The following is a 26,204-nucleotide window of genomic DNA, read 5'->3' as shown; positions in this document are numbered from 1 at the left end:
GTTTCATTACTTTTTCACAGGTTTTCATACTCAAGTAGCGATCGCCACTCTTCAATCAGCGCCGGTGAAATATTCAGCGTCGTGCTGGCTTGATCAGGTTTGGGAACTTCCAATCGGAATGGCACCGCAGGGTCTAATTGTATCAAGATTGGCTGCAAGTCATACTGGGCCACGTTCGGTTCTGGATGGGCAGCATCTGTGAAGATTTGCTGCGATGCATCATTGGCTGTCCAAGTTTTTCCTAGCGAGTTGATTAATTTGAGCGGGCGAGTATGATCCACCTCTGCAACGCCAGGAAAAGCGACAAGACGTAAATAAATCCCCGCTGTACCGTCCGGCTTTACTCGCTTAAAGGCGATCGCCTGCCAAATATTTCCCTGCTGATCCTTCAGCGTTTGGCGAGACTGGTACACTACTTGTCCAGGTGCTTCTTCCAGTTGGCGAATGGCAGCCTGAACAGGACGCACCATAACCCCTACATTAAGTGCCAATGCGAGAATCCCAGGGATTAGAATAAACGAAATCAACTGGCGTAATGAAATCATTTTCATCATCAAACCAACCTCAGGATGATGGATTGACCGCATCTTGAATCGCTTGCTTCACATCATCGGGAATGAATACGGCATACATCCCGCGCAGATCACCGACATGAAAGTTGTAGGCTAAATCTTGCGGATAGTTGTCTTTGACGAACTGAGGACGATTCTCTTTTAATCCATGACAAGCTAAACAGCTTGCCTCTACATTAATGCGGCGGTAATAGCGAGTTCCTGATTGCCCATCGATCGTTTCTCGATCCCAAAATCCAACTAGTTCTGGATTTTGTTCAAACCTTGCTAAGGCGATGCGGGACTGTAGGTTATCGGGAGCATGGGCAGGGTTGCGATACTTCTTGGCGATTTGCTTCACCTGCCAGCCATTCTCCTGACTTAGTTGCCTAGCTCGCATCCCCACGGGGCGACAAACTTCCTGCATGGTTTGCAGCGTGGGTTCCTCTGTGCGCCCCTCCAAGGAAGACGCTAATCCAGAGCGCATGGCATCCAGATTTTCAATGTCCTGAATTGCGCGGGACAATTCACTTGGATTGGGGATGTTGGGAGCGGCTAACGCCATGAGAGGGTTCCAATTGACCAGCAACAGGCTGAAACTGACCATGACAACCAGCTTGAGTCCAAGGCTGATCACACGCTGATGGAAGTTCTGCATCGATTTCTGAATCGGCTTTAACATAAGGCTCTCCTGATTCATTTCCTGATTCATTACAAGCAGTTTTAGTACAGCGCCAGCAGCTTAGAATTTGCGGATCGATTACGCGATAGTAGTGATAGTAGCTGCGTTGTTCGCAGGCGATCGCCCCAATTTCACGCAACACTCGTAGGTGTTTGGAGACGTTGGATTGCTTGTATCCCGTGCGATCGCAAATGTCTTGCACACTCAATTCCTGTTCCCCTAATACCGCCAGAATTTGTAGACGAGTCGGGTCAGACATCATCCGAAACCGATCCGCCATTTGTTCCAGCCGTTTTAAGTTCGTTGTCCAATCCATTGAGCTGTCCTCAACAGGAGGTTCCAGGCAGGCAATCAGGTGATGGTGAGTGTGTCAGGGGTTCCACCAGCGATAGGCCAACACCTCTCAGGGCAAGCCGCTCAAACCAGGGAACGGCTGCACCGAAGCGCATTTTGGCAAGAAAATATTGCTCAAACGCGGTTTTTGCCCAGCCCACCCAGGCTCCTTGCAGCGCGATCGCCCGTCGCCGTTTTCCGGTTGCCGAATCGGGCAGCACTGGGTCTGCCAAAAACAAAATGCCCGTATTGCCAAAATCCGCAAAGCAGATGGCTTCCAGCGTAGGTGCGACCGGATGAGCAGATCTTTCACCGAGGGCGATCGCAATATTGTGCGCCACAGCCATGCCCATTGCTTCTGTCATCTGCCCTGTCTTCGGCACGCCCACTGGCAGCGGCGTGGCTTCTGGTGGCTGAAGTTGGACAATCACACCCACAGCGTAGATGGAAGGATAATCAGGGTGCTGATAGGTAGGCAACACCGGAATAAAGCCATTTGCATCGGTCAGACCCGGAACCTCCCGCAAAAATTGGGGGCCACGAAAGGCAGGCAATAGCATGGAGTAGGCAAAAGGAAGCGATCGCCCATCGGCGAGCCTAATCTGGTCGGGTTCTACTGCGGTCACCGCTGCATTCTCGATAACTTCAATTTCTCGTTCTGCCATCAAGGCGGTTACTAGCTTCGCTGAATTGGCCATACCGCCAATGCCCAAGTGACCCGCATAGGGTTCGGGGGTCACAAAGGTAATTGGGACTTGATCTCTCAAGCCTTGTTTTCGCAATTCGTGATCCGCTAACAGCGCGAACTCATAAGCCGGACCAAAACAACTTGCTCCCGGAACCGCACCCACAACCAACGGCCCTGGCTGTGCTAAAAACTGTTGCCATGCTTGCTGGGCTAATTGCGCATGATGGGGGTTACACACCGATTGGGTGTAGCCATGATCTGGGCCTAGTCCCGGTACTGTGTCTAAGTCGAGTTCTGCGCCAGTTGCAACCACCAAATAGTCGTAGGAGAGCAGCGCTTGATTCACAACCAACTGTCGGTTGTTTGGATCGATCCCTTCCACGCGCCCTTGAACCCAATGAATGCCCCGCGGTTCAAGTCGGTTGGGCAACTTCACCTGAATAGACTCCAGGGCTGTTAACCCCAAAGCAGCCCAGGGCAGCGAGGGAAGAAACGTAAACTGGGGAGTATCGGAGATTAAGGTAATTTGATGATGATGAGGGAGAAGATGTCGGAGTTCGTAGGCAGTCGGCAGACCACCCAATCCCGCGCCAATCACAATGATGTGAGCCATGTAAGGAGCCTCCAAAAGTCTGCAATCTAGTCGGTCGAAGCTTCTAATCCTGATCAGATTGCAGAGTTGTATGGGAACTTATTGAATCTTAAAGGGTATGACGAACCAGTTTATTCTTATTGTATAACTATATGGTAGTATAAACTTTTCGTCAAGCCCTGATTTGACTCAGGAATTAACAGGCGTTGCTGAACAGAAGTATGAGTCTCATGCTGGAGCGTCTTGCAGCCCTCATCCCCAGTTGCTGAGTTAGTAGCAGTTGGACGGCGCAAGGGGAGTGAGCATGGCTAGTTATCACTGTCCTTTCAAGGCTGGTGCAAGAATAATTTAAGGGTGAGCTTCATGCCTAAACCCTAGAAGTTGCACCACAGCACTCATTCCCTGGTGTAGCCTCCCTTCCTGAATAAAGCGAACTTTTTCCTGGGCGATCGCCCATTCCAGTCCGCTCAACTCAGTTTGCAAATCAGACAGGTTCATCATCAGCTCAGCAGTTGGCGGACCACCGGTCTTATATTGCAATTGCTGAGGCGTGTAGGCTTCCAAAACAAAGGCTCCACCCGTCACCAATCCTGCGACAGCGGCGCGGTGCAGCGGAACCCGCACTTCGGGCGGTAGATGGGCAAAGATAGAGACAATCCCTTGCCATTGGTTGGGATGAATCGTGTACTCTTTCAAATCAGCACAACAGATTTCGAGGCAAACCCCCCGCTCATCCGCTAATCGACGCGCCTTCTGCAAGCCAACGCTGGAAAAGTCAACCGCCGTGACCGAGTAGCCCTTCTCTGCCAGGAAGACTGCGTTGCGCCCCTCCCCTTCTGCCAAGCACAGAACCCGTCCCAATGGAATGCGATCGACAACGCTGCTCAAAAAATCGTTGGCAGTTGTGCCATAGACATAATCCTCTACCTTGTAGCGCTTATCCCAGGGGTTCATGATCAACTGAGTCTTAACTAAATTAGGTCACCGCTTTCAGTGTACAAGTATAATTGCCTATTGTTTTTTTAATAACTATCTAGTTATATAGTTAGCTAGGTTAAAACGGAAGGCACTTCAATGACGATACAAGCCAAAGCTAAAAAATCCAAAGGCAAGCGTTCTCAATGGATTATGTTGGGATTCTTCCCGTTAATTGCGATTGGGGGCTTGTTCTACCCCTTGCTGGGCTATTTGATGCCTCTGATGATGGCATTTCTAATTACAAACTCTTATTTTCACGCTCGCTACTGGTGCGGCAATCTCTGTCCCAGAGGAGCTTTTTTAGATATTGTCATGCCCCACTTTACTTTCAATCGCCCCTGGCCGCGCCTGTTTAATCGGCGCTGGTTTCGCTGGGGGGTGTTTGGGTTATTTATGAGTGTCTTCATTTCCCGCATGATTGCAACAGGGGGAAACTTGCTGGCGATTGGGGGAGTATTTGTCAACATGTGTGTTGTCACCAGTTTAATTGCGATTCCTCTAGGAATTGCCACTCGCCCTCGCGCCTGGTGTTCTTTTTGCCCGATGGGGACGCTGCAAGAATCCCTTGGTAAGTTGGGGCAACGCCACGCCCGCGCTAAGCGAATGGCTTCTCTGCACGCCCAGCGACCCGCAGCCACAGACTCAACGTCCACAAAGCACAACTCAAACCCGTGACTTAATTCACGCTTGATTCAACGAGCGAATCATCAATATCGAATCCTCAACAAACGCTCATGTGGAAGCTTCTTTCTCTCATTCAGCAGCAGCTTGTTTGGTCAATTCCCTCTGCAATGATCGCAGGCATTCTCTTTGGCGTGATTGTTGACCCCAGTTTTCTGAAAGCAGCCATTATTCCTCTAACCTTCCTCATGGTTTATCCCATGATGATCAACTTACAGGTGAAGGAGGTTTTTTCGAGTGGTGACTATAGGGTGCAAATAGTCACTCAGTTGATTAACTTTGCAGTGATTCCTTTTTTTGATTATTTTGTGGGACAGTGGTTTTTCCATGATCAGCCGCTGATTGCGCTAGGACTTCTCTTGTCGGCTTTGCTGCCTACCAGCGGCATGACGATTTCCTGGACAGGGTTTGCGAAAGGAAATGTGAGTGCAGCAATCAAAATGACCGTTGTCGGGTTAATTGCTGGATCGATCATTACTCCATTTTATGCCCAGTGGTTAATGGGAACTGTCGTGGAGATTCCTTTGACAAGCGTGTTCCAGCAAATCTTGGTGATTGTGTTCTTGCCCTTGGTTTTGGGCATCATCACTCAGCGCATCCTGATAGCAACTGTTGGACAGAATAAGTACAATAAAAACCTGAAGCAGAAGTTTCCTGCCTTCTCGACCTTGGGCGTATTGGGGGTAGTATTTGTTGCGATGGCATTGCGTGCGAAGGGAATTGTGGCAAATCCCTGGATGCTGGTGTCCCTGCTCCTGCCGTTGGCTATTGTGTATAGTGGCAACTTTTTGCTGAGTACGATCGTGGGCAAGCTGTTTTTTAATCGGGATGATGCGATCGCACTAGTTTATGGCACTGTCATGCGGAACCTATCGATTGCCTTGGCGATCGCAATGACGGCTTTTGGCAAAGAGGGTTCAGAAATTGCGCTAATCATTTCAATGGCGTACATTATTCAAGTGCAGGCGGCTGCCTGGTATGTGAAATTTACCGACAGAATCTTTGGGAAACCGATTGAAGCAGTTTGATGCGGTAAGGTTTTGTAGGGGTTGCCTGGTAGTTGGATAATTCGTTGGGTAATTCGCTGGATGATTCGTTGGATAATTTGATAGGTAATTCGATAGGGGGAGCTATTGATTTTTAGGGCGATCGCCAATCTCAAGCATCAAATCAGTCATGACTCCATCCTTTGACGCGGAACAATTCTGGGCTGAACAAGCTTGGACGGTGCAGGATCGGTTTCTGGAGATGCATTCGCACTGGCTGACCGTGATCGGCGAACATCTTCAAGATCATCGCGGAAACGTACTCGAGTATTGGCGAATTGAGAAAGCGGATTCGGTTATTGTGCTGCCGATTCAGAACGAACAAATTCTCTTTCCGTCTCCCAGCTATCGTCCTGGCGTTGGGTCGGTCACGTTAGATCTCCCAGGCGGACGAGTGTCCACGGGAACCAGTCCAGAACAGGCGGCGATCGCCATCCTGCAACGAGAACTTGGCATTGATGCCGCTTCGGTCGATCAGCTAATCGCCCTAAACTCCACCGGATGGGCCGTCAATAGCTCTTTCTCGAACCAAAAACTCTACGGCTTTGTTGCCCACCTCCACAGCACTACCGAACCTGCCAAGGAATTGATCTCAGCCACCTATTCCATCACGCCATCGGGCATCCATCAATTGCTGAGCGTGATTAACTGTCTACAGTGTCGAACGGTGCTTCTAGAATGGATTTTCCGTTTATCATACTTAAGGCTCTAGCGCTAATGAATTTGAATCTAGATTCACTACTGAGGTTTCAGTAACCTGTTTTCAGAGCCGACCACTTTACATTCAAGGAGCGCTATGTCTGATTGCGGATGTGGTGATGTTAAGGCGGCGAGTGCGGCGCAGCGCAAAACGCTGGGCTGGCTGCTGGCGATTAATGCCTTGATGTTTGCGCTGGAGCTTGTGACGGGGTTGCTGGCAGGTTCAACCGCTTTGGTGGCAGACTCCCTGGATATGTTTGCTGATGCCACAGTCTACAGTATTGCCCTGTATGCTGTGGGGCGATCGCCCGCAGCCAAAAAAAGAGCCGCTGGCTTAAGCGGTCTGTTTCAAGTAGGATTGGCGCTGTTAGTTTTAGCAGATGTAGTGCGGCGGTTTGTCCTTGGCAGCGACCCTGAGCCGACTTGGATGGTGGGCATTGGGCTATTGGCCCTGGCTGCAAACGTAGTATGCCTGCTGCTCATTGCCAAACACCGTCAGGGAGAAGTTCACATGCGGGCAAGCTGGATCTTCTCCAAGAATGATGTGATTGCCAATTTGGGCGTGATCGCGGCAGGTTTCTTGGTCAGCATGACTGGGTCACGGCTGCCCGATTTGGTCATAGGACTGCTCGTTGCGGTGATTGTCCTGCGGGGCGGCATCGCTATTTTACGCGATCAAGCCCCTGTCAAGGCTTCATAGGTCTTGCGGTTGGGGCATACAAAAGCTTGATGGCGATCGGCTCTTTGATTGGCTTTGCCGTAGCCGAAATGCTGGTTAAGGTTCTCACTGGTGTGTTTGATCCTCCACCTGAAGTTCTCTCTATTCCCTGGAGCTACATAATGGTTCTACTGATAGCTGCTGTTGTTTCTACTGTCATAGCGGTGGTGGGGGCGCAAGTTTCTGTCCAACGAGTCAGGGTTGAAGTACTACGCAATCTATGAGAGACAATTAGAGTGGGATAAATTCAGTGAAAAGGAGTATTGAAGCGTGGTATGCGGATCTTATTAGTTGAAGATGACGATCGCATTGCTGAGCCGTTGGCAGAAGACCTGCGGTATCAGCATTATGTGGTTGATTCGGCAAAAGATGGGCTGGAAGGTTGGGAGTATACTCAAGCAGCTAGTTATGATCTAATTTTGCTGGACTTGATGCTGCCAAAGCTCGACGGGGTGCAACTCTGCAAACGGTTACGGGCTGAGGGATATCAAGGGTTTGTACTGATGCTGACAGCACGAGATACGACCACTGATAAAGTAATAGGGCTAGATGCAGGTGCCGATGATTATTTAGTCAAACCGTTTAAGCTAGAAGAACTGAGTGCCCGAATCCGTGCTCTGGCGCGTCGTCCTGTTGAATTGCGACAAAACACATTGCAGCACGAAAAACTAGAACTGAATCCTGCCTCCCACACCGTTGCTTACGATAGCAAACCGATCAGCCTCACCCCCAAAGAATATCTAATTCTGGAATGCCTGATACAGAACCCAACACAGGTGTTTACCCGTTCCATGCTACTAGACAAGCTTTGGGAACTCGATCAAGTCTCAGGAAGCGGAACGATTAAAACCCACATTACAAACATTCGTCGTAAGCTGAAAACCGCTGGGAGCCAACGCGAACTGATTGAAACGGTTTACGGTGTAGGGTATCGAATGGCAGTTGTTGATGAGTAATCTCATTGCGGGTGAGTAATGTTTCGCACAATTCAGCACCGACTACTCTTATCGTACTTGGTTGTGCTAACGATCATCCTGGGTTCCTTTGCACTGGTCGTCCGGGTAACCTTTGCCCGCAGTCTACACCAAGAACTCACAGATAAGCTGATGGTTCTAGCTCAAGCCGCTGCTACTGATCTGGAAGCAGAAGATGGACGTTTGCGCGTCGAGAGTGATGAAGTTCCAGCAACTCCAACTCAGGCTTTGCAGTGGTTTGATGTGCAGGGTGCTTTCGTGAGTCAGCAGGGGAACTACGTTGTAACTCTACCATTAGATCCGGGGCAACCTGTTCAAACACAAACGTCTCCTCACCCTATTCAGGCTGTCACGATCCCAATTTATGCAGAGGATGGAGGAACTCTGATTGGCTACGTTCGAGCGAGTGAATCATTGGAAGACTTACACGGTGATTTACGACGGTTAGATTGGGGATTAGCAGGGGGGGTAATTCTAGCGTTATCCCTGAGTGGAGTTGGTGGCATTTGGCTGACTCGTCAAGCAATGCAACCCATTGAAGATAGCTTTCGACGGCTGCAACAGTTTACGGCTGATGCGTCTCATGAATTGCGTAACCCTCTGATGGCGATTGAAAGTAATGCGGCTGTCGCGCTGAAATATCCAGAGGGATTAAGAGAAACGCACATCAAAAAGTTTCGAGCGATCGCCAGTGCTACCGCACAAATGACGGCTTTGACTGAAGACTTGTTAATGTTGGCAAGAACTGATCAAACACCCAATATTAAACAAGATATTATCAATCTTAAAACCATCTTAGAGAACTTATTTCAACTCTATACACCACACGCTAATGCAAAGCAGATTCGTTTAAAACTACAATCATCCGATCGCTTAGAAGTTCGTGGTGATGCTGTTCAACTGACGCGGTTGTTGACTAATTTGATTGATAATGCCCTGCGCTATACTCAGGAAAAAGGAACGGTGAATATTGAAGGTATCCGCGAAAGAAATGTTGTTTTAATTCATGTTCAAGATACTGGAATTGGTATTAACTCTGAACAGCTTAAACACATTTTCGATCGCTTCTGGAGAGCCGATCAGGCACGTTCTTATAGCTCTGGTGGATTTGGTTTAGGGTTGGCGATCGCTCAGGGCATTGCTCAACGGCATGGTGGTTTAATTACAGTCTCCAGTCAGCCTGGTGTAGGCAGTTGTTTCACGGTACGTCTACCAGCGATCGGCTGATGTAAGAGGCACGGATAATTCTCCTTTTGTTTTAACCTCGAGGAACAGTTGATTTCCTCCGACTCATCACACTAGACATACTTAACCCAGTCACAATTAATTCAATGAGTCCAACGCCATTGAGAACAGGATAGATTGCCGCTAATCCAAAAATTTCACCTGTATGAATTTTTAGTAGTACGTTTGAAGACAGTCCAGTATTGATTGGCCAGTCTTTGGTGATAGTCACCGCCATTCCGGTTAATACGGTCAAGGCAAGTGGCAATGCCAGGATCGGCGCAAGAAAGCGATGATATTTACGAAATGCTCGATTCATGTCAATTTTCTTGGTAAAGAACATATAGCCAGGTGATGTTCTGTTTGAGTTAGGTTCAACTTGAATACAGACGAACATCACCTTTTTTCTAATTTGCTACGCTATTTACGTTGGCTTCAAGAGATTGTAATGCAGAGAGAATGATAGCCTGATTAGGCTGTGACGTTTTTAATTCACCATTGATTTGATCCATACTCTGCTCAATTGCATCATAGGTGCTAGCAGATTTAGCTTTAACACCATCTTCTACCTGTTTCCAGAAATCCTCAAATTGAGCGAAGTCTGCTCTCGCTTTGGCAAAATCGCCTGCCTCAACTGCACCTCTAGTATTAACGATGACGTTACGCAGTTCGTCAAAACCTGCCTTGGTTGAACCTGCGACAAAGCTAGAACTTTCTCTTGGTGAGGCTGCTGTAGTGGCAGGTGGCGCACTGTTACAACCTGCCAATGTTGCTAAACTAACAATACCGATCGCGCCAAAAACCATCATTTGCTTCAAATGAACCATGACAAACTCCGTAAATAAGAACAATTGAGCGATTGGATTTCAGTAATCTACTCACATGATGTGTATATTGATTGCCATTATGAATTGCCATTGTAAATTGCCATTGCGAGCAATTATGTGGGTGAGCAATCAATAGCAGATTTATCCATTTCCCATCTCGTTTCTACAATAGACACCAAAGGTAAAGAACTCGACAAGAAAATGAAAGGATGAGTTTTTTTAGTCAAGCGAATGGAAACTCAGCTTAAAAATAACTATCAGCTACTAAAATATTTGCCACTTGTGCCGCTGTATTGAGCGCATGAAGAAAACTATTCTTGCAAAGTTCTTGACCTTCGCTCGCTAAAGTCAAATTACAACACAATTAAAAGAAAGGAATGTAGCCCTATGGCAACTAATGTCCTGAGTCAATGGTATCGAAACTATCGTGACACATCCGCTTGCTCCAAACTGCGCCGAGAACTTCTGAGCATGGTGCATTCTGAAGACACACTCGAACGGTTGATTGATTTGGAAAAGAGAAATAACCCAGGCAAGCCAGATCTCTGGTATCTAGAAAAGATCGTATATAACTTGAGACGAGGAGCATAAAGGGAAAGATTTCTGACAATGCCAGTGAATCTATTTCGGTAAACTTCAGTCTGAGTTCGATGATTTTGAAGTGGTACGATGCTTTAACTCATATAATCCAAGTAACACGATCGCAATGCCCAATGGCAGAAAGTAGTAGATAACTCGATAAGCGATTAACGCACCAAATAAATCATTTGCTGCCACAGGAGGTGAAATCAGCAGCAGCATAACGGTTTCAAAGACCCCCAAGCCACCCGGAACATTACTAACAATGCCAGCGATCTGTGCCAAAAGATAAATTCCAAAAAAAACTGCATAGGAAAGCGGAGCAGCCGAGGGCAGCAATTTGTAGAGCACGGCGGCAGCTAACGCCCAATCCAGGGAGGTGATTACAATTTGAGCCAGCGATAGCTGAATTGGAAGATGAGGAAGAGTCCAACCTGCAATTTGCAACGAGCGAGAACTGAAGATGCTCCAAAGCAAGTAAGCGGCAATGATCACCAGAAATGTGATTCCGATCGGATGAACTGAAGCAAAAGGTAGCTTGAGGAGGGTAGGAACTGCGATCGGTTCAATGATAAACAGGATGCCACCTACCGCAAAGAGTCCAAGCCAAAAACTGAGATTGCAAAAAGCGATGATTTGAGCAATTTTGCCTGCCGGAACGCCCCAAGCAGAATAGAAACGGTAACGAATTGCGCTGCCACTCAACAGGGCTAAACCAATGGTGTTGCTGATGGCATAACTGACAATGGCTGCCAGTGCGGTTTTGCGGTAAGACAAAGGTTGACGAATATAACGAGAGGCTAGGGTGTCATATCCAGTCAACGTCCAGTAATTGAGTAACGTCAGGACAATTGCCACTCCGACTAACTCTGCTGGAATTGCTCGTATACTGCTCCAGATTTCTGAAGGGGTGTGTTGCTTTAGCTCTTGCCGGATTGCCCATATTGATAAGCCAAAAAGAAGAACTCCCAGTCCAGCAGGGAGCCATTGGGCATTGCGACGAATTGTTTGACGTAAGTGGTTCATGATCCGGGTTTGAAATAATCGAAAAGGCGATCGCCTGAATCTGCTCTGATTAGGGCGATTACAACATCTGGCAAGGCTGTTAAGCTGGGAAAAACGAAATAACGGGGTTCCCAACGAGGATGAAATTTGTCTTTGTATTCGTGTAATCCTTTGAAGTTGTAGAACTGGTTCAGATGCTTATAGAGGTAGTGAATTCCCTTCTCTAGTCGAGCAGATTGCTCCATTTCGCCCACTCCAGATAGGGCAGATAATCCCAGGTTGAATCCATCGTAGCCGCGCTCCTTGAAGTGCTGAAATAATGAAATGAACAGGAAATCCATTGTTCCTCGTTCAATTTCGGCTCGATGGCGCATTAGATCAATCGTAGCGTCGTTGCATTGATACTCAGGAACAATATTGGCAAAGGCTTGGATTTGTCCCGTAGATGAGCGAACTACTGCGATCTCACAGTCGCGTAAATAGTCTTCATCAAACCAGCCGAGTGAAAATTTCTTCTCTGCACCGTGCATGGTTTGCAGCCATTCATCGCTGACTGTTCGCAGTTCTTTGAGTAAGTCAGTTGCAATAGGGGGTAGATAAAAATCAACTTTGTGTCCTGCTTTCGTTAGTTTATTCACAGCAGTTCGCAAATTTTTGCCTGCTTTGCCTTCCATTGTGAACGCATGTAAGTCAACGATCGCTTCTTCACCAATTTGCAACACCTGAAAGCCTGCTGCTTTGTAAAGTGCCACATCATCCGGTAGGGTTTGGTAAAAGGCGGGCAGCCAATCATTTCGGGCACAAAACTGCTGAAAGCCGATGATTGCCTCACGCCGATCATCTGATGGACCAATGGGATCGCCGAGTGCGATCGCCCCTCGTCCTTTCTGAGCATAGGCAATAACGCTACGATCTGACGGACTAAAGTAGTACACTTTGTCATCCAACAAGGCGAATCGGGCAAGGGACGATCGCCCATACTGCTCTACAATCAACCGAGCTTTTTGCCGTTCTTCCGGTGTTGCTCCCGATCGCAACAGCACAGGACGCAACAACATCCATAGGGCATAGAGTACGGTCAGTAGCCCAACCCATTCTACGGAATTGGCGAAAAACCGACCAAAGCGATTCGTCGGTTCTAGTCCCCCATTATCAGCCGTGAAAAACATCGCCAGGGTTTGATTCAGTGCTTCCCATAGATCGAACTGCTGGTTGAATTCTCTATCTAGGAGATAAAACCCCAGCGTGCCATAGGCTAGTGTGAACAAAAGGGCTGCCAATAGCACCTGCACCCCGCGAGTCAGAGACGGACGATCGGATCGTGCCGTAAACCACTTTCGCATTAAAAGCAATTGCACGAAGAGTACGCCCGCCAGGATACTCTCTTCGTAGTCCAGCCCTTTGACTAGATTGCTAATCATCGAGACGGCTAGCAACACCAGCGTGAGCAGCCATGCCACCCGCTTACGACGCAACAGACTGGAGGCAAGGGTCAAAAGAATAAAGCCCGCCAGCACGGCAAATAAGTGGGCACCTGCCCGAACCTGGAACGGAAAAATCTCGCGGAGTAATTCTACTCGTGCCGCAACCCTGGGCGTAACAGCAGACACTAGATTGACAAGTCCAACGATGCCCGTTAGCAAGGCGGCTGTCCAAATGCCAAGTCGCGATCGCCACGTCAGCACATTTCCCCCACTGATTCTTTGATCTATCAATGATCTATCCGCCCGTTTCAACCATCAGAGTAACTCGATCGTAGCCATCAGGGAAGCTTACGGCTGAACATTATCACAAGAGGATTAAACCGAATCTATCCCCTAAATTCCCCTTGCTTGAATGTCTACTAGGGCTGGACTTTGGGGGACTCTGACCGAGCAATTGGGTCGAAAGTCCCCCAGTAATTGAAGCGTTGGCAGACAGACGCAGGATGTTTGATCCTTTGCAAACACCCTCTAACGATAGAGCAGTATCTATTTGAAAACGGCTTCTAATTGATCTACCTGGTCAAGAATTGGGGTAGCTAACTGACTATAGTCAGTAACTGATTTAGCCTGCTTTGCCTTGGCAACAAGACCATCAAACTGTTGCGCCTCAGCACTGCCACCGTGACTCACAATGACTGGACGTAGCGCACTCCAGGTTTGCTCAATTTGACTAGCTGTGGACTGGAGTTGAGCCATGTTACTACTAGCTGCGTCAACTTCAAGCTGACGACCATAATAGTCTAATAGAGTGACTTCGATAGGTACTTTTGTTGGGTATGGCTGAGTCATTTGGGCTGCGATTAGAGTCACCTGATTGGCATAGTGTTGCGTCGCCTGTTGATCTTTTGCTTCTACCGCCTGACTGAGCCGAGCCACCCTATTTCTGAGGGAGAGAAGGTGCGAATGGTTGCTGGGTGACTGCTGGCTGAGTTGTTGAACTGACTGTTGGAGGGTTGTTAAATCAGCTTGAGCTTTAGCCCAGTCACCAATCTTTGCCATATCATATACCTGCTCACCATACTCACCTACGTTGCTAAGGGCTTGCGGCACTTGATTATCTTGAACTTCGGTATCGGTATCGTTGAGAGGATCATTGGCTGTAGTACTCAGTTCCTTGCGTTGGCTAGATGCTGCCGTTGCTATTACTTGAGGCTGAGCTACAACAGCAACAGTTCTTTGTGGTTGACTCCCAGCGAAACTACGGGCTATTCCAGCAACACCAAGAGTGCCAAGCAGTGCAATTGCAACTAGAAATCTCTTTTTCATGATGGAAATCTCCTTTCCTTTGGAATAGCTTCACTCTAGAAACAAAAAGTCAAGAACTCCGCAAGGCTCGAAGGTCATTTGAGATTTTTAATCGCGCTGCACTTTGACTTTGAAAACCAATACAAATACGAACTAGCCACTCTCGATGCGGAAGTTCGATCGCAGTTCCGGTTCTTTGGTTATACAGAAGTAGACCACCTGCTACGCCCATGCCGGGGATGCACCTGCGATGAACACATACCAATACCCCACAACAATCTTTTCTCAGTCTTTCCAAGTTCTTGCCTCTATCACCCTACAGTGAAAATACAAACTTAAACCTTGAAAAAACACTCGTCGCTGCATTTCTTCAAGAGTTTAAGGTTTGTTCACAAAAAACGTTCGGGATTCAAAATAAGGAGAATTTAGAACATGAAAAAGATCATGAGAGGTTTAATTGCTGTTGCCTTCATCAGCACCATTGGACTGACCGGTTTTGCTCGCTCTGCGTTCGCGGCTCCATCTAACTCGCTGAATGCTCAAACCCACACGGTTAGTGCTGCATCCCACAAAACACGCGATCGAGACAATCTTCAAGACACTGTATCATCCGATCCGGGGCGGCGAGATCGAGATAATATTCAGGATTCAACATCGCCTGATCGCGGCGGTCAGCCAGCCAAGAGAAATCGTGATGATAGAGGGCGGGGCGATCGGGGTCGTAATGATAGAGGGCGTTCTAGAGAAGATCATGATGACAGAGGGCGGGATCGCGGCGGTATGGGACGCAGCGGTCATAATGATGGAGGTCGCAGCGATCGAGGAAATTCGAGGCGATAAATTCCAACAGCTACGTCTTCTCTAACGCCTTTGAATCGCAACCTCGCTTTGAACAAATCAAGGCGAGGTTTTTTCTCCGCTTATTATTCCCGGTAAAGGGAGATCCCGATAAACTCTTGCACATTCACAAAGTTATCCGTTCTGCCCTATACCAGGTATTGTAGTTTTCAAGATCTCAATTGTTCCTTCAGCGATGAGTTGTACCGCGATCGCCAAAATCAAAAATCCTAAAATTCGATTGAGTGCACCCATGCCAGTTGTCCCAAATTTCTCTATCAGGGGTTCTCCTAGAACTAAACATAGATACAGCACAACGCTAAACATCAGAATCCCTAGGAAACTGCCCAGATATTCACTCCACAGATGGGATCGGGTTGAGAAGCCAATGATCACCCCGATCGCACCCGGCCCACTAATCATGGGAACTGCCATTGGAGTAAAGGAAATATCTTCTTTGTCAACGGCTTCTTCATGTTCTTTTGTTGTGAGCCGTTGCCGTGCAGTGACCATTTCCCAAGCAGTATGGGCAACGATTAGGCCGCCTGCAATGCGTAGTACTCCTAACGAAATGCCAAAGAAGCCAAGAATAAGCTTACCGATTAGAAAAAATGAAACCAGGACAATAAACACATTAAAGGTTGTTTTCTGAGCCTGTCGCAGGCGGTATTTAGGCGTATCGTTGGCTGTGAGACTGTAAAAAATAGGAATCGCTCCAATTGGATTGGCAATTGGAAACAGCGCAGCAAGGGTTCCCAGCATAAAGGAAAAGGTGCTATGCATTGTCTCATCTGGTGGTAATATCCTCTAATCTTGCCATTGATTCAGACACCACTGCGTAGCGAGTGCAGGTGTGAAGTTTGCTTTCACATCTGCGCTTTAAGCCAATTGCGTTATAGTGTCTTCGCTTCGACTCTGGATAGACATCTCAGTCCAGTCATGGGAACATATCGGCAAATTCAAAAATCCAAGGAATGATCTGGGGCGATGTCTCAGCTAACTGTGTTTGAACTTACAGTATTGCTTGCTTTCAGTTCGATTGGGGCAGGTTTTATCGGTGCTCTAACTGGACTGGGGGGTGGTGTTGTCCTGGTGCCGCTGCTGACTCTCGGTTTTGGAGTCGATATGCGTTATGCGATCGGGGCTTCTTTAATTTCGGTGATTGCGACCTCTTCAGGAGCCGCCGCTGCTTATGTTAAGGAAGGCTACACCAATATCCGGATTGGAATGTTTTTGGAAGTGGCCACAACCATTGGTGCCTTAGTGGGGGCATTTTTGGCAGCCAAACTATCCACATCAGTCATCGCAATCATCTTTGGTGCTGTCTTGTTGTACTCTGCCTATCTTTCTAACCAACGCCATCAAGATCATCCACTGGATGCCCAACCTGACCCAGTTGCAACTCGCCTACGGCTCGATGGAAGCTACCCTACGTCGGAAGGCTCACAATCCTACCATGTACAGAACGTTCCGTTGGGATTTGGCTTAATGTTCACCGCAGGAACCTTATCTGGCTTGCTGGGCATTGGTTCAGGGGCGGTCAAGGTTCTGGCGATGGATCAAGTCATGCAACTTCCATTTAAGGTATCAACGACCACCAGCAACTTTATGATTGGGGTAACCGCCGCCGCCGGTGCAGGTGTGTACTTAAGTCGAGGTTATATTGATCCTGGGTTGTCGATGCCGGTGATGTTGGGGGTGTTGGCAGGGTCACTCTGGGGAGCGCGAATGCTGGTTTATGCTAGACCACAACTGCTCCGTAAAGTCTTTAGCGTAGTGATTTTCATTTTGGCAATTCAGATGATTTTTAATGGCTTAACTGGCAGGTTGTGAAATGGGTAGACGGACTCGAACATGGAGTGATGAACAGATTGAGCAAACAGTGGGGAATCTACTCCGATTTGGAGTGCTATTGGCAGCCGGAGTTGTTGCATTGGGTGGCGTTCTGTATTTATTTCATTACGGCAACACGACTCCGGACTATCACATTTTTCGAGGTGAACCGTCGAGCTTGCGATCGCCCGCAGGCATTGTCTCAGAGGCTTTGCTGCTGCAACGGCGAGGACTGATTCAATTCGGTTTATTGCTATTAATTGCGACTCCCATTGCACGGGTTGCCTTTTCAGCAGTTGCTTTTTGGAAGCAGCGGGATCATCTTTATGTGGCAATTACGCTGGTTGTCCTGGGAATTTTGTGCGTCAGCCTAATTGGGTTAGCCTAACCAGGATGGTTTGGAACCTGTGCAGATATGGTGACGAATGCAGAGCAACAGCGAATTCACGACAATGCTCAAGGCAAGGCAAACTGGTATCGGTGGGGATCGTATCTGAGTGAACGGCAATGGGGCACGGTACGAGAGGACTACTCGGACTACGGTGATGCCTGGAATTATTTTCCTCACGATCAGGCTCGATCGCGGGCTTACCGTTGGGGCGAAGACGGATTAGGCGGCTTTTGTGATGAGAACGGGGAAGTTTGTTTCGCGCTGGCTTTTTGGAATGGGCAAGATCCGATCCTGAAAGAGCGATTGTTTGGTCTCACCAATAGCGAAGGAAATCACGGTGAAGATGTCAAAGAATACTACTTTTATGTGGATAACACTCCCAGCCATGCCTATATGCGCTGGCGATATAAGTATCCCCAGCAAGCTTACCCCTATGACGAACTCGTAAGGGTAAATGGAGAACGATCTCGCCAACAACCGGAATATGAATTAATCGATACTGGGATCTTTGAGGGCGATCGCTACTTTGACATCGAAGCCGAATATGCCAAAGCATCCCCAGAAGAGATTTGTATTCGACTCCACATCGCCAATCGTGGTAGTAATCCCGCCCCACTGGATGTGCTACCAACCCTCTGGTTACGCAACACCTGGAGTTGGAAAGGCGAGCAGCCTCCCGGACATCTTTTTCGGGCAGATGCTGGGATTATTCAACTCAAGCATCCTGCTCTTGGCACTCGCTGGCTGTACTGTGATGCCTTCCAGGGGCAGACTCCAACCCTGCTGTTTACCAATAACGAAACCAATTGCAAACGAATCTTTAATTCTGCCAATCCCACCCCCTACGTCAAGGATGCCTTTCATACTTATCTGATTGACGGCGATCGGGCAGCGGTGAATCCCCAGTTGATCGGGACTAAGGCAGCGGCTCACTATCATCTAACGGTACCTGCCCAGCAGACGGTTACAGTGCAGTTACGCTTTACTAACCAGCCTGTTGATGCAGCCTTTAATGATGATTTTGATAAGGTATTTCATCAGAGACAACAAGAAGCAGATGAGTTTTATGCAACCTTGCTGCCCCACGCCAGCCCGGATGATCGATTGGTGCAACGGCAGGCGATCGCAGCGTTGCTGTGGAGTAAACAGTTTTATTACTACGATGTCTACACCTGGTTGCAGGGCGATCCTGCGGAACCGAAGCCGTCGGCATTCCGGCTGACGGGGCGTAACGCCCACTGGCAAATGCTCTATGCCAAGGATGTCATCTCCATGCCCGATGCCTGGGAGTATCCCTGGTTTGCTGCCTGGGATTGGTCGTTTCACTGTGTGGTGTTGTCCCTGGTGGATGTGCACTTTGCCAAACAGCAATTGCTGTTGCTCTGTGGAAAGCGATACACCAATCTGAATGGGCAGATTCCTGCCTATGAATGGGCTTTTGGCGATGTCAATCCGCCGATACAAGCCTGGGCTGCCTGGAAGGTCTATCAATACGAAAAGGAAACGACGGGAATTGGCGATCGCGTCTTTCTAGAGCAGATCTTTCACAGGGTTTTGGGTAACTATTATTGGTGGACGAATCTGGAGGATAAAGGGGAAAACGATTTGTTTCAGGGGGGATTCCTGGGACTCGATAACATTACCATCTTCAACCGGAGTGCGCCCCTGCCCACAGGAGGCTATCTGGAGCAAGCCGACGGGACAGCCTGGATGGGGATGTTTTCGTTGAATCTCTTGCGGATCGCCATCGAGTTAGGTTGCTACGATCGGGTCTATCGGCAGATGGCTTGCATTTTCCTGCGCCACGCCCTCAGCATTGCTCAGGCAATGAATCAGATCGGTCAAGACAACCAGTTGTCTCTCTGGGATGAGGCGGACGGCTTTTACTTCAGTGCCCTAGTGCTTCCCGATGGGCAGGAAATTCGGATTCAGGTCTATAGCCTGGAGGGATTAGCCCCCCTATTTGCCGTAGCTATTTTTGAACCTGAACCGTTTACCCTAGAGCCAGAGCTAAAGGAAGATCTAGATTGGCTAGAGCAAAAGCGACCTGACTTATTTGATAACTGTGCGTTTCTGTCAGTCCCTGGAGAAACGGAACGAATTTTATTTGCGATCGCCAAGCCAGATCAACTCAAACGCATTCTTAGCCATCTCTTAAATGAAGACGAATTTCTCTCCCCCTATGGCATTCGTTCTTTGTCTCGCTATCATCTGGAGCATCCTTATGTGTTGAACTACCAGGGCCATTCTTATTCCGTCAACTATGAACCTGCCGAATCAACTACGGGAGACTTTGGCGGAAATTCCAACTGGCGCGGCCCCATCTGGTTTCCGATGAATTATCTGTTGATTGAATCTCTACAGCGGTACTATCGCTACTTTGGTGATTCCTTTCAGGTGGAGTGCCCAACCGGATCAGGCAAGTACATGACTCTCAAGGAGGTGGCGCAGGAGTTATCCCAGCGGTTGGTCAACTTATTTCGCAAACAACCCAATGGTCAACGGCCCATGTATGGCGAGATACAACCCTTTCAGCACGATCCCCATTGGCAAGATTTGTTGTTTTTCCATGAATACTTTCATGGGGATACCGGGTTTGGGTTGGGTGCCAGTCAGCAGACTGGATGGACTGCCCTGGTAGCAATTCTAATCCAGCAGTTAAACGACCCCAATTTTTATTCCCAGCTATGAAGATTAGCTGTGATTTCAACTGTTGTTTTAACCACTCAATTCAATGACTGTCTTATCACACTAAACAACGATTATGACGAATTCATCGATTTTCCACCCTTCTGGAACGCATCATATCGATCCAGAGGAATTGGGTGGCTCGGCCTGGATGGCAGGACTGACTTCGTTTTTTCTGTTTGCAGCAGGAGCGATTATCCCAGTGTTGCCGTTTCTATTTTTGCAGGGTGCGATCGCGCTTTGGATCAGCTTACTCCTGAGCGGTTTGGCTTTGTTCCTGATTGGTGCAGGTATTACCCTCCTGACTGGTCGGAGCGTTTTATTTTCAGGAAGCCGTCAGGTTTTGTTTGGGTTAGCAGCATCGGGAATTACCTTTGGCATCGGGCGTTTATTAGGCGTGTCGCTGAGTACCTAATCTAGATCTATCGTGACAGGAAACGTTCAGTTACTACCATGTTTACAATGCTAGGATTTGACAAACTCCCCCGCTGGCTGGTGTATGAGATTGCTGTACCCCTAACATGTCTGAACCTTTGGCTGTTCTACAAAATCTTTCAAACATTTCAAACGCCGTTTACCATTCTAATTGTGGCAACCTTGTTGTCATTTCTATTGGGCTATCCAATTCGTCAGATCGAAAAGTTCGGGATTCAATCTGGTTTCAGTATTGTTCTAATTCTGCTCATCACATTGAGTTTATTGGGAGTTCTTGGTTTTAACCTGCTGCCGATACTCCTGCAACAACTGCGAGAATTGTCCGATCGTCTGCCTGTTTGGTTAGACTCAGGCAGCCAGCAATTTCAGGCACTAGATACCTGGCTTGCAGCACGGCATGTCCCTCTCAACGTCACAGCGATAGCAACCAAACTGACACAAATGCTTCCAAATGAAGTTGCTGATTTACCGAATCAGGCTGCTGAAATCATTTTGGGCATTGCCGATCGCCTTGTAGAAGTCCTCATTACAATCGTGTTTACACTCTACTTGCTATTGCATGGAGAGAAGTTTTGGAATGGCTTGTTACGTTGGCTGCCAGGCGAGGTCGGCAACCAAGTTCGGATTGCGTTTCAAGAGCAGTTTAGAAGTTATTTTATTGGGCAATTCACGATCGCTCTGCTGATGGCTACAGCGTTGACAATAGCTTTCTTTATACTCAAAATTCCCTATTGGCTCGTGTTTGGTACTAGCATCGGTCTACTCGCTTTAATTCCGTTTGGAGACACAATTGGTATTTTCACATCCGCAGTCATTATCAGCTTTAAGAGCGTCATTTTGGGGGGCGAGTTGGCGATCGTTGCACTAATAATCGATCAAGTCGTTGACAATGCTGTTACACCAAAGATTTTAGGAAACCTGATTGGTTTAAATCCAATTTGGATTTTGCTTTCACTGCTCATTGGTTCACAGTTAGCTGGGGTATTGGGGCTAATATTAGCGGTGCCACTCGCGGGATCGCTCAAACGGATATTTGAAGAGCTAATGCAAACGCAGGCGACATTACCACTGGAGCAGCAAGGTGACGAATTATAGATATCAATAATTAATATCAATGAATTATCAGCATCCTTTGCAAAAGTACCTTTATTACCAACCTCACTCGCTGAGTTAAGCATTGTCAATCAATGACATCAGGATTTATCTTTGTCTGCGGTAGAGCGTTGCCCCTATAAAAATACTCCAACATACTTTTGATGAAGCTAGCGATTGGTACTGCCAAAATTACGCCCAATATGCCTCCTATTTTTGCCCCAATCAGCAGGGATACTAAAATCCAAGCAGGATTTAGTCCTGTAAACTTACCAATTAGTTGTGGAGCGATCGCATTTTCAATTACCAAATCAACTAAAAAGGCAACAATCAAAACTTTAATGCCTAACCAAATGTTTTGTAGTGCTAACAAAAGACTGACTGTGACGATGCTCAAGCTAGCTCCAAAGGGAAACAGTGCCATTACACCAATGCCTAACCCAAATAGCAATCCAAAAGGAACTTGTAATACTAAAAAGCTAATTGTCATTGCACTTCCCATCAATAGGGCAAGTGTTGATTGACCCACAAAGTAGTTATGAAAATTTTGTTTGAGGGCTTGCCGTGTTTGTATCTGTAAAGTTGCAGGAAACCATTGGAAAATCCCATCCCAAAGACGATCGCCATGTAGCAGTAGGTAAAAGGTTAGAACAATCGTAATAAGTAAATCTAACAGGCGACCGACGAGATCTAACAATACAGTCAATACACCACCGCTCAAAACTTGCAGTTGATTAGATAATCGATCTTCCAATCGAGTAATTAGCTTTCCCAGGTCAACTGGTAAGTTACGGGATTGTGCCCAACTTTGTAAGAGTGTTAGCTGTTGAGTCCCTGATTGAATCCAGGTTGGAAGTTGTTTGGCAAGCTGATCGATCTGCTCGATTAAAGCAGGGATAAGTGTTATGCCTAAAACAATCAAAAGCAGCAGTGCTACTGTCAAAGTTAATAAAATAGCTTGTAACCGAGGCACTCTAAACCGATGTAGCCAATAGACCGGATATTCCAAAATAAACGACAGCAAGGTTGCGATAACTACAATTGCGATGACAGAGTGAAAAAATTGAAAAAGTTGGAAAATAATCCAGACATCTAGAGCCAACAAAATGATTGCTAAGCTCAAATTTATCCACCAGGGAAATCGGTTCATCCAGTTCATAGAGTTTATTTTAAGAAGTGAGAAAAAGTGATTCAAGCACTATCAGAGTGCTGTAACTTCTCTAGAAGTTGTTTAATTTCCTCCATCTCTCTGTTCTGGTTCTCTAAATGTTGGAGAATTATTTCAATCTCCTCTTCAGCTTTGACATTGGTTTTGTAATCTGCCTTCGCCCTGATCTCATCTTGTTTACCCTGCGGAGTTTGGTTAGTGTAGTTTTGATTGCGCCCTCACACGGATGGCGTTGCTCATTCATTCGTGTTGCTCACAGAGACAAATTCACCGTAGCACAGTGAAGCTCAGGATTACGCTAGCAGCATTACGGTAGAGTATTTTCTTCAATCTAGAGCAAGATCTTTCCAAGTTCTTGACCCCCGCTTCCTACAGTGAAATAGCAAACCCAGTGAATAGGAGTTTCACATTATGAAAGCACCGACTAAACTCTTAATTGCCTTGTCTTTGTTGGGTACATTAGGATTTGGTATTGCTGCCCGCAGTGCCTTTGCAAATCAAACTAGAACCACAGCAGCAACCGTTCCTCATCACAGTATGATGATGAGCCAAACTAGTGATGGGGATGGTGAAATGAACCCCGCAACTGAACCTCCGGAACATGTACAAGGTGAGATGCGCCATCCAACTCAAGCTACTCAAACTCTGGGGGATGGGGACGGTGAGGTTGCAGCCCAACAGGAGGAACAGCAAGAATCGACTCAATTACAATCTCTGACTAGAATTAACGCTGATCAAGCAAGACAGGCCGCTGAAGCTGCTCAGAGGGGTAATGCAAGTCAGGTGACGATAGACAATGAAGACGGCAATCTTGTTTACAAAGTGATCGTTGGACAAACGGAAGTCACCGTAGATGCAAGCAATGGCAGGATTCTTCAAACCGAGCAAGCTGGGGTTGAGCAACCTGGACAGGGTGATGCAGTCTATCGCAGCAGTATTCAAGTTCCTAACGGTCAGGATGATGTATAGAGAAAGAACTGGTCTTAGCGGTAGCACTCTCTAGTGCTTTGTCAAGCAAGATCTGATGGGTAATGGGGGTATGGGGCCGTTGCCTCCACGCAGGGGTCTTACCCCTGCACCCCGCAAAACAAAAATGACAGCCTACTACCCGCTGACATGAATGTGGGGTCGCCTCAGTGGGTCGGGTTCAGCCTTGCGGAGAACCTCGCGGGTGACCAAGGGCACATCGCCCTCGCCCAAGAAAATAAAGCGCAGCAGATATTTCAGGGGGTTTCCTTCCCCCCACTCAAAGTAAACGTGGGGCAGGGTGCCGGTCTGGTCGCGTAGGTAGAGCAGCAGAGCTGCGATCGCGTTGGGCACTGCCGAACTTTGCACCCGCAAAATGCGGTAGCCGCCTACCTCAACCCCTTTGACCTGAATTACATCAATAAACACGGAGGCATCAAACACCTGCACTTCTAGAAAGAGGATCGGCTGAGAGGTGGACAGATGGCTGTCCTCCCGCACATTTTGTTCCTTCTGTTGATATTCCAGGGCAGATTCCCCTTTTGCTCGACGATGAGCGATCAGCCGCACGGGCTGGGCTTGAAACTGAGCAACAAACGCCTGGGCAGTCTCGTCGAGTTCTACGCCAGTCACCCGCAGTTCTGTTGAGCGAAACACCCGCGATACCATTGAGGTTGAAATAATGGCAGTGATAAAAAACACCGCAATGCGAATGCCGTCGGGACGCTCAAAGATGTTGGCAATGGTGGTATAGAAAAACACCAGAGCAATCAACCCAAAGGCGATCGCGCCCCGTTTTGCCCCGCGCCGATGGAACGCGAGAGTCACCGCCACTGCCGCCGAACTCATCAATACCAGTACGCCTGTCGCATAAGCTCCGCCCTGGGCCTCAACGCTGGCATCAAAAACCAGGGTGACGGTAAAGGCGATCGCCGTAAACACCAGTACCAAGGGGCGCACTGCCCCCGCCCACTCAGGCGCCATGCCGTAGCGGGGCAGATAGCGGGGTACCAAGTTGAGCAAACCTGCCATCGCCGATGCTCCAGCGAACCAGAGAATGGTAATGGTGCTGAGGTCGTACAGTGTGCCAAAGCCGTTGCCCAAATACTGGTGAGCTAGGTAAGCTAGTGCCCGCCCGTTAGCTTGTCCCCCGGTTTGAAATGCTGCTGCCGGAATCAGCACTGTGGTGACAACGCTACTGGTGAGTAGAAAAAAGCTCATGATCACTGCTGCTGCGGTCAGTAGCTGGTGAGTCTGGCGAATGCGTCCCGCAGGCTGGGTGTCGGTGTCGCTGGGGTTGCCTTTCACCAGGGGCATCAACGCCACCCCAGTTTCAAACCCCGACAGCCCCAGAGCCAGCTTCGGAAATAGCAGCATTGAGACCCCAATCATGCGCCAGGGGCTAGTTACAGTCAGGGCTGTGTGCCAATTGCCCAACAGGGTCGGCTGTTGCAGCATCTGATAGCCCGCCACCCCAATTACTACCAGATTGAGAGTTAGATAGGTTGCTACCAACACCAAGGCGACCCCGATCGCCTCCTGAAACCCCTTCAAAAAAATCACCGCCAGCAGAGTAATTAAAACCAGAGTGAGGGGCACCTGCTGCCCCTGTAAAAATGCTGAGAGCAGTGGATTCTCGACCAAGTGGGCGGTGGCATCTGCCGCTGAGAGGGTGATGGTGATAATAAAGTCAGTGCAGGCAAACCCCAGCAGCACCAGCACAAACAGTTTGCCCTGCCAGCGGGGCAAAAGTCGCTCTAGCATGGCGATTGAGCCTTCGCCGTGGGGGCTAAACTTCGCTACCTGACGGTAAATCGGCAGTGCGCCAAACAGCGTCACCAGCACCAAAATCAGTGTTGCCAGGGGGGATAGTGCGCCCGCTGCTAGGGCGGCAATGCCCGGTTGGTAGCCTAGGGTCGAGAAGTAATCGACCCCAGTGAGACACATCACCTGCCACCAGGGATGCTTGAATGAGCGTTCGTTGGCTTTGTTGCGGTCTTGGTTGAGCAGCCAGTGGGTCAGGTAGTGGCGGTGCTGCCGGGGTGGAATGATGGGACTAACCATTGGGGCGAGTGTAAGGTTCCAGGGGTGGGGTGTGGCGCATGAGGGTTTCCTGCGGGTGTGGTAAATATCAGATTATCCTCATTGAGTCCCCTTTTGAAATCCCTGTTCAAGCAAACCTTTCCTTACCCAGAAAACCTCAAGCGGTTTCCCTTTGGCTTAGCGGATGTGGTTGTGATTCTGGGTACGCTGGTGCTGCTGGGACTGATCGCCCAGGTGGGGGCTGGCACCCTAGTTGCCTTCGTGCCGCCGGATCAGATTCCAGAAGTTAGCTTTGACCCCAGCAATTTGCCACCCTGTTTTTCATTCGTGCCAATGCCATCCATAGTGAAGCCTAAAGTCTGAGCGAGGGGGATTAAGCTTTCTCGCGTGTAGTTACTGCCGATGCAAATTGGGGAATCACTCGTCTACAAGTTCAGCGACTACA

The 26,204-nt window shown here is 48.3% G+C and carries 29 protein-coding genes; 16 read left to right on the top strand and 13 right to left on the bottom strand.

Going from position 1 to position 26,204, the window contains the following annotated elements; genetic code table 11:
• Positions 1-14: 14 nt before the first annotated feature.
• The 5 genes from OXH18_RS22790 to OXH18_RS22770 form a co-directional block, all read right to left on the bottom strand.
• Positions 15-470: a DUF3122 domain-containing protein gene (locus OXH18_RS22790; RefSeq protein WP_268609788.1), complete on the bottom strand. Its 456-nt coding sequence runs from the start codon at positions 468-470 to the stop codon at positions 15-17.
• A 94-nt stretch (positions 471-564) separates the two neighbouring features.
• Positions 565-1,116 carry a Tll0287-like domain-containing protein gene (locus OXH18_RS22785; RefSeq protein WP_268609787.1) on the bottom strand — a complete coding sequence of 184 codons (552 nt, stop codon included), beginning with the start codon at positions 1,114-1,116 and terminating at the stop codon, positions 565-567.
• Positions 1,079-1,549, bottom strand: a complete 471-nt coding sequence (locus OXH18_RS22780) for an ArsR/SmtB family transcription factor (protein ID WP_268609786.1) — start codon at positions 1,547-1,549, stop codon at positions 1,079-1,081. The genes OXH18_RS22785 and OXH18_RS22780 overlap by 38 nt, the downstream gene beginning before the upstream one ends.
• Before the next feature lie 10 nt (positions 1,550-1,559).
• Positions 1,560-2,867: an NAD(P)/FAD-dependent oxidoreductase gene (locus OXH18_RS22775; protein ID WP_268609785.1), complete on the bottom strand. Its 1,308-nt coding sequence runs from the start codon at positions 2,865-2,867 to the stop codon at positions 1,560-1,562.
• A gap of 327 nt (positions 2,868-3,194) precedes the next feature.
• On the bottom strand, positions 3,195-3,800 hold the full coding sequence (locus OXH18_RS22770) for a class I SAM-dependent methyltransferase (RefSeq protein WP_268609784.1): 606 nt from the start codon (positions 3,798-3,800) through the stop codon (positions 3,195-3,197).
• Positions 3,801-3,920: 120 nt separating this feature from the next.
• On the opposite strand from OXH18_RS22770, the gene OXH18_RS22765 reads away from it, so the two are divergent.
• The 7 genes from OXH18_RS22765 (at position 3,921) to OXH18_RS22735 (ending at position 9,169) form a co-directional block, all read left to right on the top strand.
• Complete coding sequence (locus OXH18_RS22765; RefSeq protein WP_268609783.1) at positions 3,921-4,499, top strand: 4Fe-4S binding protein; 579 nt, start codon at positions 3,921-3,923, stop codon at positions 4,497-4,499.
• Between the two features lie 59 nt (positions 4,500-4,558).
• The gene (locus OXH18_RS22760; protein WP_268609782.1) at positions 4,559-5,533 is read left to right on the top strand and encodes an arsenic resistance protein; all 975 of its coding nucleotides are present in this window, start codon (positions 4,559-4,561) and stop codon (positions 5,531-5,533) included.
• Between the two features lie 148 nt (positions 5,534-5,681).
• Positions 5,682-6,263, top strand: coding sequence for an NUDIX domain-containing protein (locus OXH18_RS22755; protein WP_268609781.1), 582 nt, complete (start codon positions 5,682-5,684; stop codon positions 6,261-6,263).
• Positions 6,264-6,347: 84 nt separating this feature from the next.
• Positions 6,348-6,950 (top strand): cation transporter, encoded by a 603-nt coding sequence (locus tag OXH18_RS22750; RefSeq protein ID WP_268609780.1) that lies wholly within the window; start codon positions 6,348-6,350, stop codon positions 6,948-6,950.
• A 29-nt stretch (positions 6,951-6,979) separates the two neighbouring features.
• On the top strand, positions 6,980-7,192 hold the full coding sequence (locus OXH18_RS22745; protein WP_268609779.1) for a hypothetical protein: 213 nt from the start codon (positions 6,980-6,982) through the stop codon (positions 7,190-7,192).
• Positions 7,193-7,243: 51 nt separating this feature from the next.
• Positions 7,244-7,924: a response regulator transcription factor gene (locus OXH18_RS22740; protein WP_268609778.1), complete on the top strand. Its 681-nt coding sequence runs from the start codon at positions 7,244-7,246 to the stop codon at positions 7,922-7,924.
• An 18-nt stretch (positions 7,925-7,942) separates the two neighbouring features.
• Positions 7,943-9,169: a sensor histidine kinase gene (locus OXH18_RS22735; RefSeq protein ID WP_315874618.1), complete on the top strand. Its 1,227-nt coding sequence runs from the start codon at positions 7,943-7,945 to the stop codon at positions 9,167-9,169.
• Between the two features lie 31 nt (positions 9,170-9,200).
• On the opposite strand, the gene OXH18_RS22730 is transcribed toward OXH18_RS22735, so the two are convergent.
• A complete protein-coding gene (locus tag OXH18_RS22730) occupies positions 9,201-9,485 on the bottom strand; it encodes a peptidase (protein ID WP_268609775.1) in 285 nt (94 codons plus the stop codon).
• 88 nt (positions 9,486-9,573) lie between these two features.
• Positions 9,574-9,993, bottom strand: coding sequence for a hypothetical protein (locus OXH18_RS22725; RefSeq protein WP_268609774.1), 420 nt, complete (start codon positions 9,991-9,993; stop codon positions 9,574-9,576).
• 387 nt (positions 9,994-10,380) lie between these two features.
• Here OXH18_RS22725 and OXH18_RS22720 point away from each other — a divergent pair, with 387 nt between their 5' ends.
• Positions 10,381-10,584 carry a hypothetical protein gene (locus OXH18_RS22720; protein ID WP_268609773.1) on the top strand — a complete coding sequence of 68 codons (204 nt, stop codon included), beginning with the start codon at positions 10,381-10,383 and terminating at the stop codon, positions 10,582-10,584.
• 45 nt (positions 10,585-10,629) lie between these two features.
• Here the strand turns inward: OXH18_RS22720 and OXH18_RS22715 are convergent, their stop codons facing one another.
• The 3 genes from OXH18_RS22715 to OXH18_RS22705 all read right to left on the bottom strand — a co-directional run bounded on the left by OXH18_RS22715 (position 10,630) and on the right by OXH18_RS22705 (position 14,327).
• Positions 10,630-11,598: a lysylphosphatidylglycerol synthase domain-containing protein gene (locus OXH18_RS22715; RefSeq protein WP_268609771.1), complete on the bottom strand. Its 969-nt coding sequence runs from the start codon at positions 11,596-11,598 to the stop codon at positions 10,630-10,632.
• The gene (locus OXH18_RS22710) at positions 11,595-13,262 is read right to left on the bottom strand and encodes a phosphatidylglycerol lysyltransferase domain-containing protein (protein WP_315874785.1); all 1,668 of its coding nucleotides are present in this window, start codon (positions 13,260-13,262) and stop codon (positions 11,595-11,597) included. The genes OXH18_RS22715 and OXH18_RS22710 overlap by 4 nt, the downstream gene beginning before the upstream one ends.
• Positions 13,263-13,547: 285 nt before the next feature.
• Positions 13,548-14,327, bottom strand: coding sequence for a hypothetical protein (locus OXH18_RS22705; protein ID WP_268609769.1), 780 nt, complete (start codon positions 14,325-14,327; stop codon positions 13,548-13,550).
• Between the two features lie 411 nt (positions 14,328-14,738).
• Between OXH18_RS22705 and OXH18_RS22700 the strand changes: the two genes are divergently transcribed.
• Positions 14,739-15,146 (top strand): hypothetical protein, encoded by a 408-nt coding sequence (locus OXH18_RS22700; protein ID WP_268609767.1) that lies wholly within the window; start codon positions 14,739-14,741, stop codon positions 15,144-15,146.
• Positions 15,147-15,278: 132 nt separating this feature from the next.
• Here OXH18_RS22700 and OXH18_RS22695 read toward each other — a convergent pair whose 3' ends face one another.
• On the bottom strand, positions 15,279-15,926 hold the full coding sequence (locus OXH18_RS22695) for a MarC family protein (RefSeq protein ID WP_268609766.1): 648 nt from the start codon (positions 15,924-15,926) through the stop codon (positions 15,279-15,281).
• 204 nt (positions 15,927-16,130) lie between these two features.
• On the opposite strand from OXH18_RS22695, the gene OXH18_RS22690 reads away from it, so the two are divergent.
• From OXH18_RS22690 to OXH18_RS22670, 5 genes are all read left to right on the top strand, one after another.
• A complete protein-coding gene (locus OXH18_RS22690; protein ID WP_268609765.1) occupies positions 16,131-16,976 on the top strand; it encodes a sulfite exporter TauE/SafE family protein in 846 nt (281 codons plus the stop codon).
• Position 16,977: 1 nt separating this feature from the next.
• Positions 16,978-17,364 carry a DUF1634 domain-containing protein gene (locus OXH18_RS22685; RefSeq protein WP_268609764.1) on the top strand — a complete coding sequence of 129 codons (387 nt, stop codon included), beginning with the start codon at positions 16,978-16,980 and terminating at the stop codon, positions 17,362-17,364.
• Between the two features lie 27 nt (positions 17,365-17,391).
• Complete coding sequence (locus OXH18_RS22680) at positions 17,392-20,058, top strand: MGH1-like glycoside hydrolase domain-containing protein (protein ID WP_268609763.1); 2,667 nt, start codon at positions 17,392-17,394, stop codon at positions 20,056-20,058.
• 73 nt (positions 20,059-20,131) lie between these two features.
• Positions 20,132-20,470, top strand: a complete 339-nt coding sequence (locus OXH18_RS22675) for a VIT1/CCC1 transporter family protein (protein WP_268609761.1) — start codon at positions 20,132-20,134, stop codon at positions 20,468-20,470.
• A 38-nt stretch (positions 20,471-20,508) separates the two neighbouring features.
• Entirely contained in the window at positions 20,509-21,585 is a 1,077-nt protein-coding gene (locus OXH18_RS22670) for an AI-2E family transporter (protein WP_268609760.1), read from the top strand.
• Positions 21,586-21,670: 85 nt separating this feature from the next.
• Here OXH18_RS22670 and OXH18_RS22665 read toward each other — a convergent pair whose 3' ends face one another.
• The gene (locus OXH18_RS22665) at positions 21,671-22,741 is read right to left on the bottom strand and encodes an AI-2E family transporter (protein WP_268609759.1); all 1,071 of its coding nucleotides are present in this window, start codon (positions 22,739-22,741) and stop codon (positions 21,671-21,673) included.
• A gap of 420 nt (positions 22,742-23,161) precedes the next feature.
• Here OXH18_RS22665 and OXH18_RS22660 point away from each other — a divergent pair, with 420 nt between their 5' ends.
• On the top strand, positions 23,162-23,719 hold the full coding sequence (locus tag OXH18_RS22660) for a PepSY domain-containing protein (RefSeq protein WP_268609757.1): 558 nt from the start codon (positions 23,162-23,164) through the stop codon (positions 23,717-23,719).
• 135 nt (positions 23,720-23,854) lie between these two features.
• On the opposite strand, the gene OXH18_RS22655 is transcribed toward OXH18_RS22660, so the two are convergent.
• Positions 23,855-25,780 carry an APC family permease gene (locus OXH18_RS22655; protein ID WP_268609756.1) on the bottom strand — a complete coding sequence of 642 codons (1,926 nt, stop codon included), beginning with the start codon at positions 25,778-25,780 and terminating at the stop codon, positions 23,855-23,857.
• 93 nt (positions 25,781-25,873) lie between these two features.
• On the opposite strand from OXH18_RS22655, the gene OXH18_RS22650 reads away from it, so the two are divergent.
• A complete protein-coding gene (locus tag OXH18_RS22650; protein ID WP_268609755.1) occupies positions 25,874-26,122 on the top strand; it encodes a hypothetical protein in 249 nt (82 codons plus the stop codon).
• The last annotated feature ends 82 nt before the right edge of the window (positions 26,123-26,204 follow it).

The organism is Thermocoleostomius sinensis A174, assembly GCF_026802175.1.
Taxonomy (GTDB): domain Bacteria; phylum Cyanobacteriota; class Cyanobacteriia; order Elainellales; family Elainellaceae; genus Thermocoleostomius; species Thermocoleostomius sinensis.
Note: the sequence above shows the minus strand (reverse complement) of the source record. Positions and strands in the feature narration are given on the sequence as shown.

What these genes read in the sequence shown, in the direction of transcription:
- OXH18_RS22730 (WP_268609775.1), bottom strand. Translation starts at nt 9,485, where the DNA reads ATGAATCGAGCATTTCGTAAATATCATCGCTTTCTTGCGCCGATCCTG.
- OXH18_RS22755 (WP_268609781.1), top strand. Translation starts at nt 5,682, where the DNA reads ATGACTCCATCCTTTGACGCGGAACAATTCTGGGCTGAACAAGCTTGG.
- OXH18_RS22760 (WP_268609782.1), top strand. Translation starts at nt 4,559, where the DNA reads ATGTGGAAGCTTCTTTCTCTCATTCAGCAGCAGCTTGTTTGGTCAATT.
- OXH18_RS22785 (WP_268609787.1), bottom strand. Translation starts at nt 1,116, where the DNA reads ATGGCGTTAGCCGCTCCCAACATCCCCAATCCAAGTGAATTGTCCCGC.
- OXH18_RS22750 (WP_268609780.1), top strand. Translation starts at nt 6,348, where the DNA reads ATGTCTGATTGCGGATGTGGTGATGTTAAGGCGGCGAGTGCGGCGCAG.
- OXH18_RS22765 (WP_268609783.1), top strand. Translation starts at nt 3,921, where the DNA reads ATGACGATACAAGCCAAAGCTAAAAAATCCAAAGGCAAGCGTTCTCAA.
- OXH18_RS22660 (WP_268609757.1), top strand. Translation starts at nt 23,162, where the DNA reads ATGAAAGCACCGACTAAACTCTTAATTGCCTTGTCTTTGTTGGGTACA.
- OXH18_RS22775 (WP_268609785.1), bottom strand. Translation starts at nt 2,867, where the DNA reads ATGGCTCACATCATTGTGATTGGCGCGGGATTGGGTGGTCTGCCGACT.
- OXH18_RS22735 (WP_315874618.1), top strand. Translation starts at nt 7,943, where the DNA reads ATGTTTCGCACAATTCAGCACCGACTACTCTTATCGTACTTGGTTGTG.
- OXH18_RS22655 (WP_268609756.1), bottom strand. Translation starts at nt 25,780, where the DNA reads ATGGTTAGTCCCATCATTCCACCCCGGCAGCACCGCCACTACCTGACC.
- OXH18_RS22665 (WP_268609759.1), bottom strand. Translation starts at nt 22,741, where the DNA reads ATGAACTGGATGAACCGATTTCCCTGGTGGATAAATTTGAGCTTAGCA.
- OXH18_RS22675 (WP_268609761.1), top strand. Translation starts at nt 20,132, where the DNA reads ATGACGAATTCATCGATTTTCCACCCTTCTGGAACGCATCATATCGAT.
- OXH18_RS22790 (WP_268609788.1), bottom strand. Translation starts at nt 470, where the DNA reads ATGGTGCGTCCTGTTCAGGCTGCCATTCGCCAACTGGAAGAAGCACCT.
- OXH18_RS22700 (WP_268609767.1), top strand. Translation starts at nt 14,739, where the DNA reads ATGAAAAAGATCATGAGAGGTTTAATTGCTGTTGCCTTCATCAGCACC.
- OXH18_RS22780 (WP_268609786.1), bottom strand. Translation starts at nt 1,549, where the DNA reads ATGGATTGGACAACGAACTTAAAACGGCTGGAACAAATGGCGGATCGG.
- OXH18_RS22715 (WP_268609771.1), bottom strand. Translation starts at nt 11,598, where the DNA reads ATGAACCACTTACGTCAAACAATTCGTCGCAATGCCCAATGGCTCCCT.
- OXH18_RS22690 (WP_268609765.1), top strand. Translation starts at nt 16,131, where the DNA reads ATGTCTCAGCTAACTGTGTTTGAACTTACAGTATTGCTTGCTTTCAGT.
- OXH18_RS22740 (WP_268609778.1), top strand. Translation starts at nt 7,244, where the DNA reads ATGCGGATCTTATTAGTTGAAGATGACGATCGCATTGCTGAGCCGTTG.
- OXH18_RS22720 (WP_268609773.1), top strand. Translation starts at nt 10,381, where the DNA reads ATGGCAACTAATGTCCTGAGTCAATGGTATCGAAACTATCGTGACACA.
- OXH18_RS22695 (WP_268609766.1), bottom strand. Translation starts at nt 15,926, where the DNA reads ATGCATAGCACCTTTTCCTTTATGCTGGGAACCCTTGCTGCGCTGTTT.
- OXH18_RS22725 (WP_268609774.1), bottom strand. Translation starts at nt 9,993, where the DNA reads ATGGTTCATTTGAAGCAAATGATGGTTTTTGGCGCGATCGGTATTGTT.
- OXH18_RS22705 (WP_268609769.1), bottom strand. Translation starts at nt 14,327, where the DNA reads ATGAAAAAGAGATTTCTAGTTGCAATTGCACTGCTTGGCACTCTTGGT.
- OXH18_RS22680 (WP_268609763.1), top strand. Translation starts at nt 17,392, where the DNA reads ATGGTGACGAATGCAGAGCAACAGCGAATTCACGACAATGCTCAAGGC.
- OXH18_RS22670 (WP_268609760.1), top strand. Translation starts at nt 20,509, where the DNA reads ATGTTTACAATGCTAGGATTTGACAAACTCCCCCGCTGGCTGGTGTAT.
- OXH18_RS22745 (WP_268609779.1), top strand. Translation starts at nt 6,980, where the DNA reads ATGGCGATCGGCTCTTTGATTGGCTTTGCCGTAGCCGAAATGCTGGTT.
- OXH18_RS22770 (WP_268609784.1), bottom strand. Translation starts at nt 3,800, where the DNA reads ATGAACCCCTGGGATAAGCGCTACAAGGTAGAGGATTATGTCTATGGC.
- OXH18_RS22685 (WP_268609764.1), top strand. Translation starts at nt 16,978, where the DNA reads ATGGGTAGACGGACTCGAACATGGAGTGATGAACAGATTGAGCAAACA.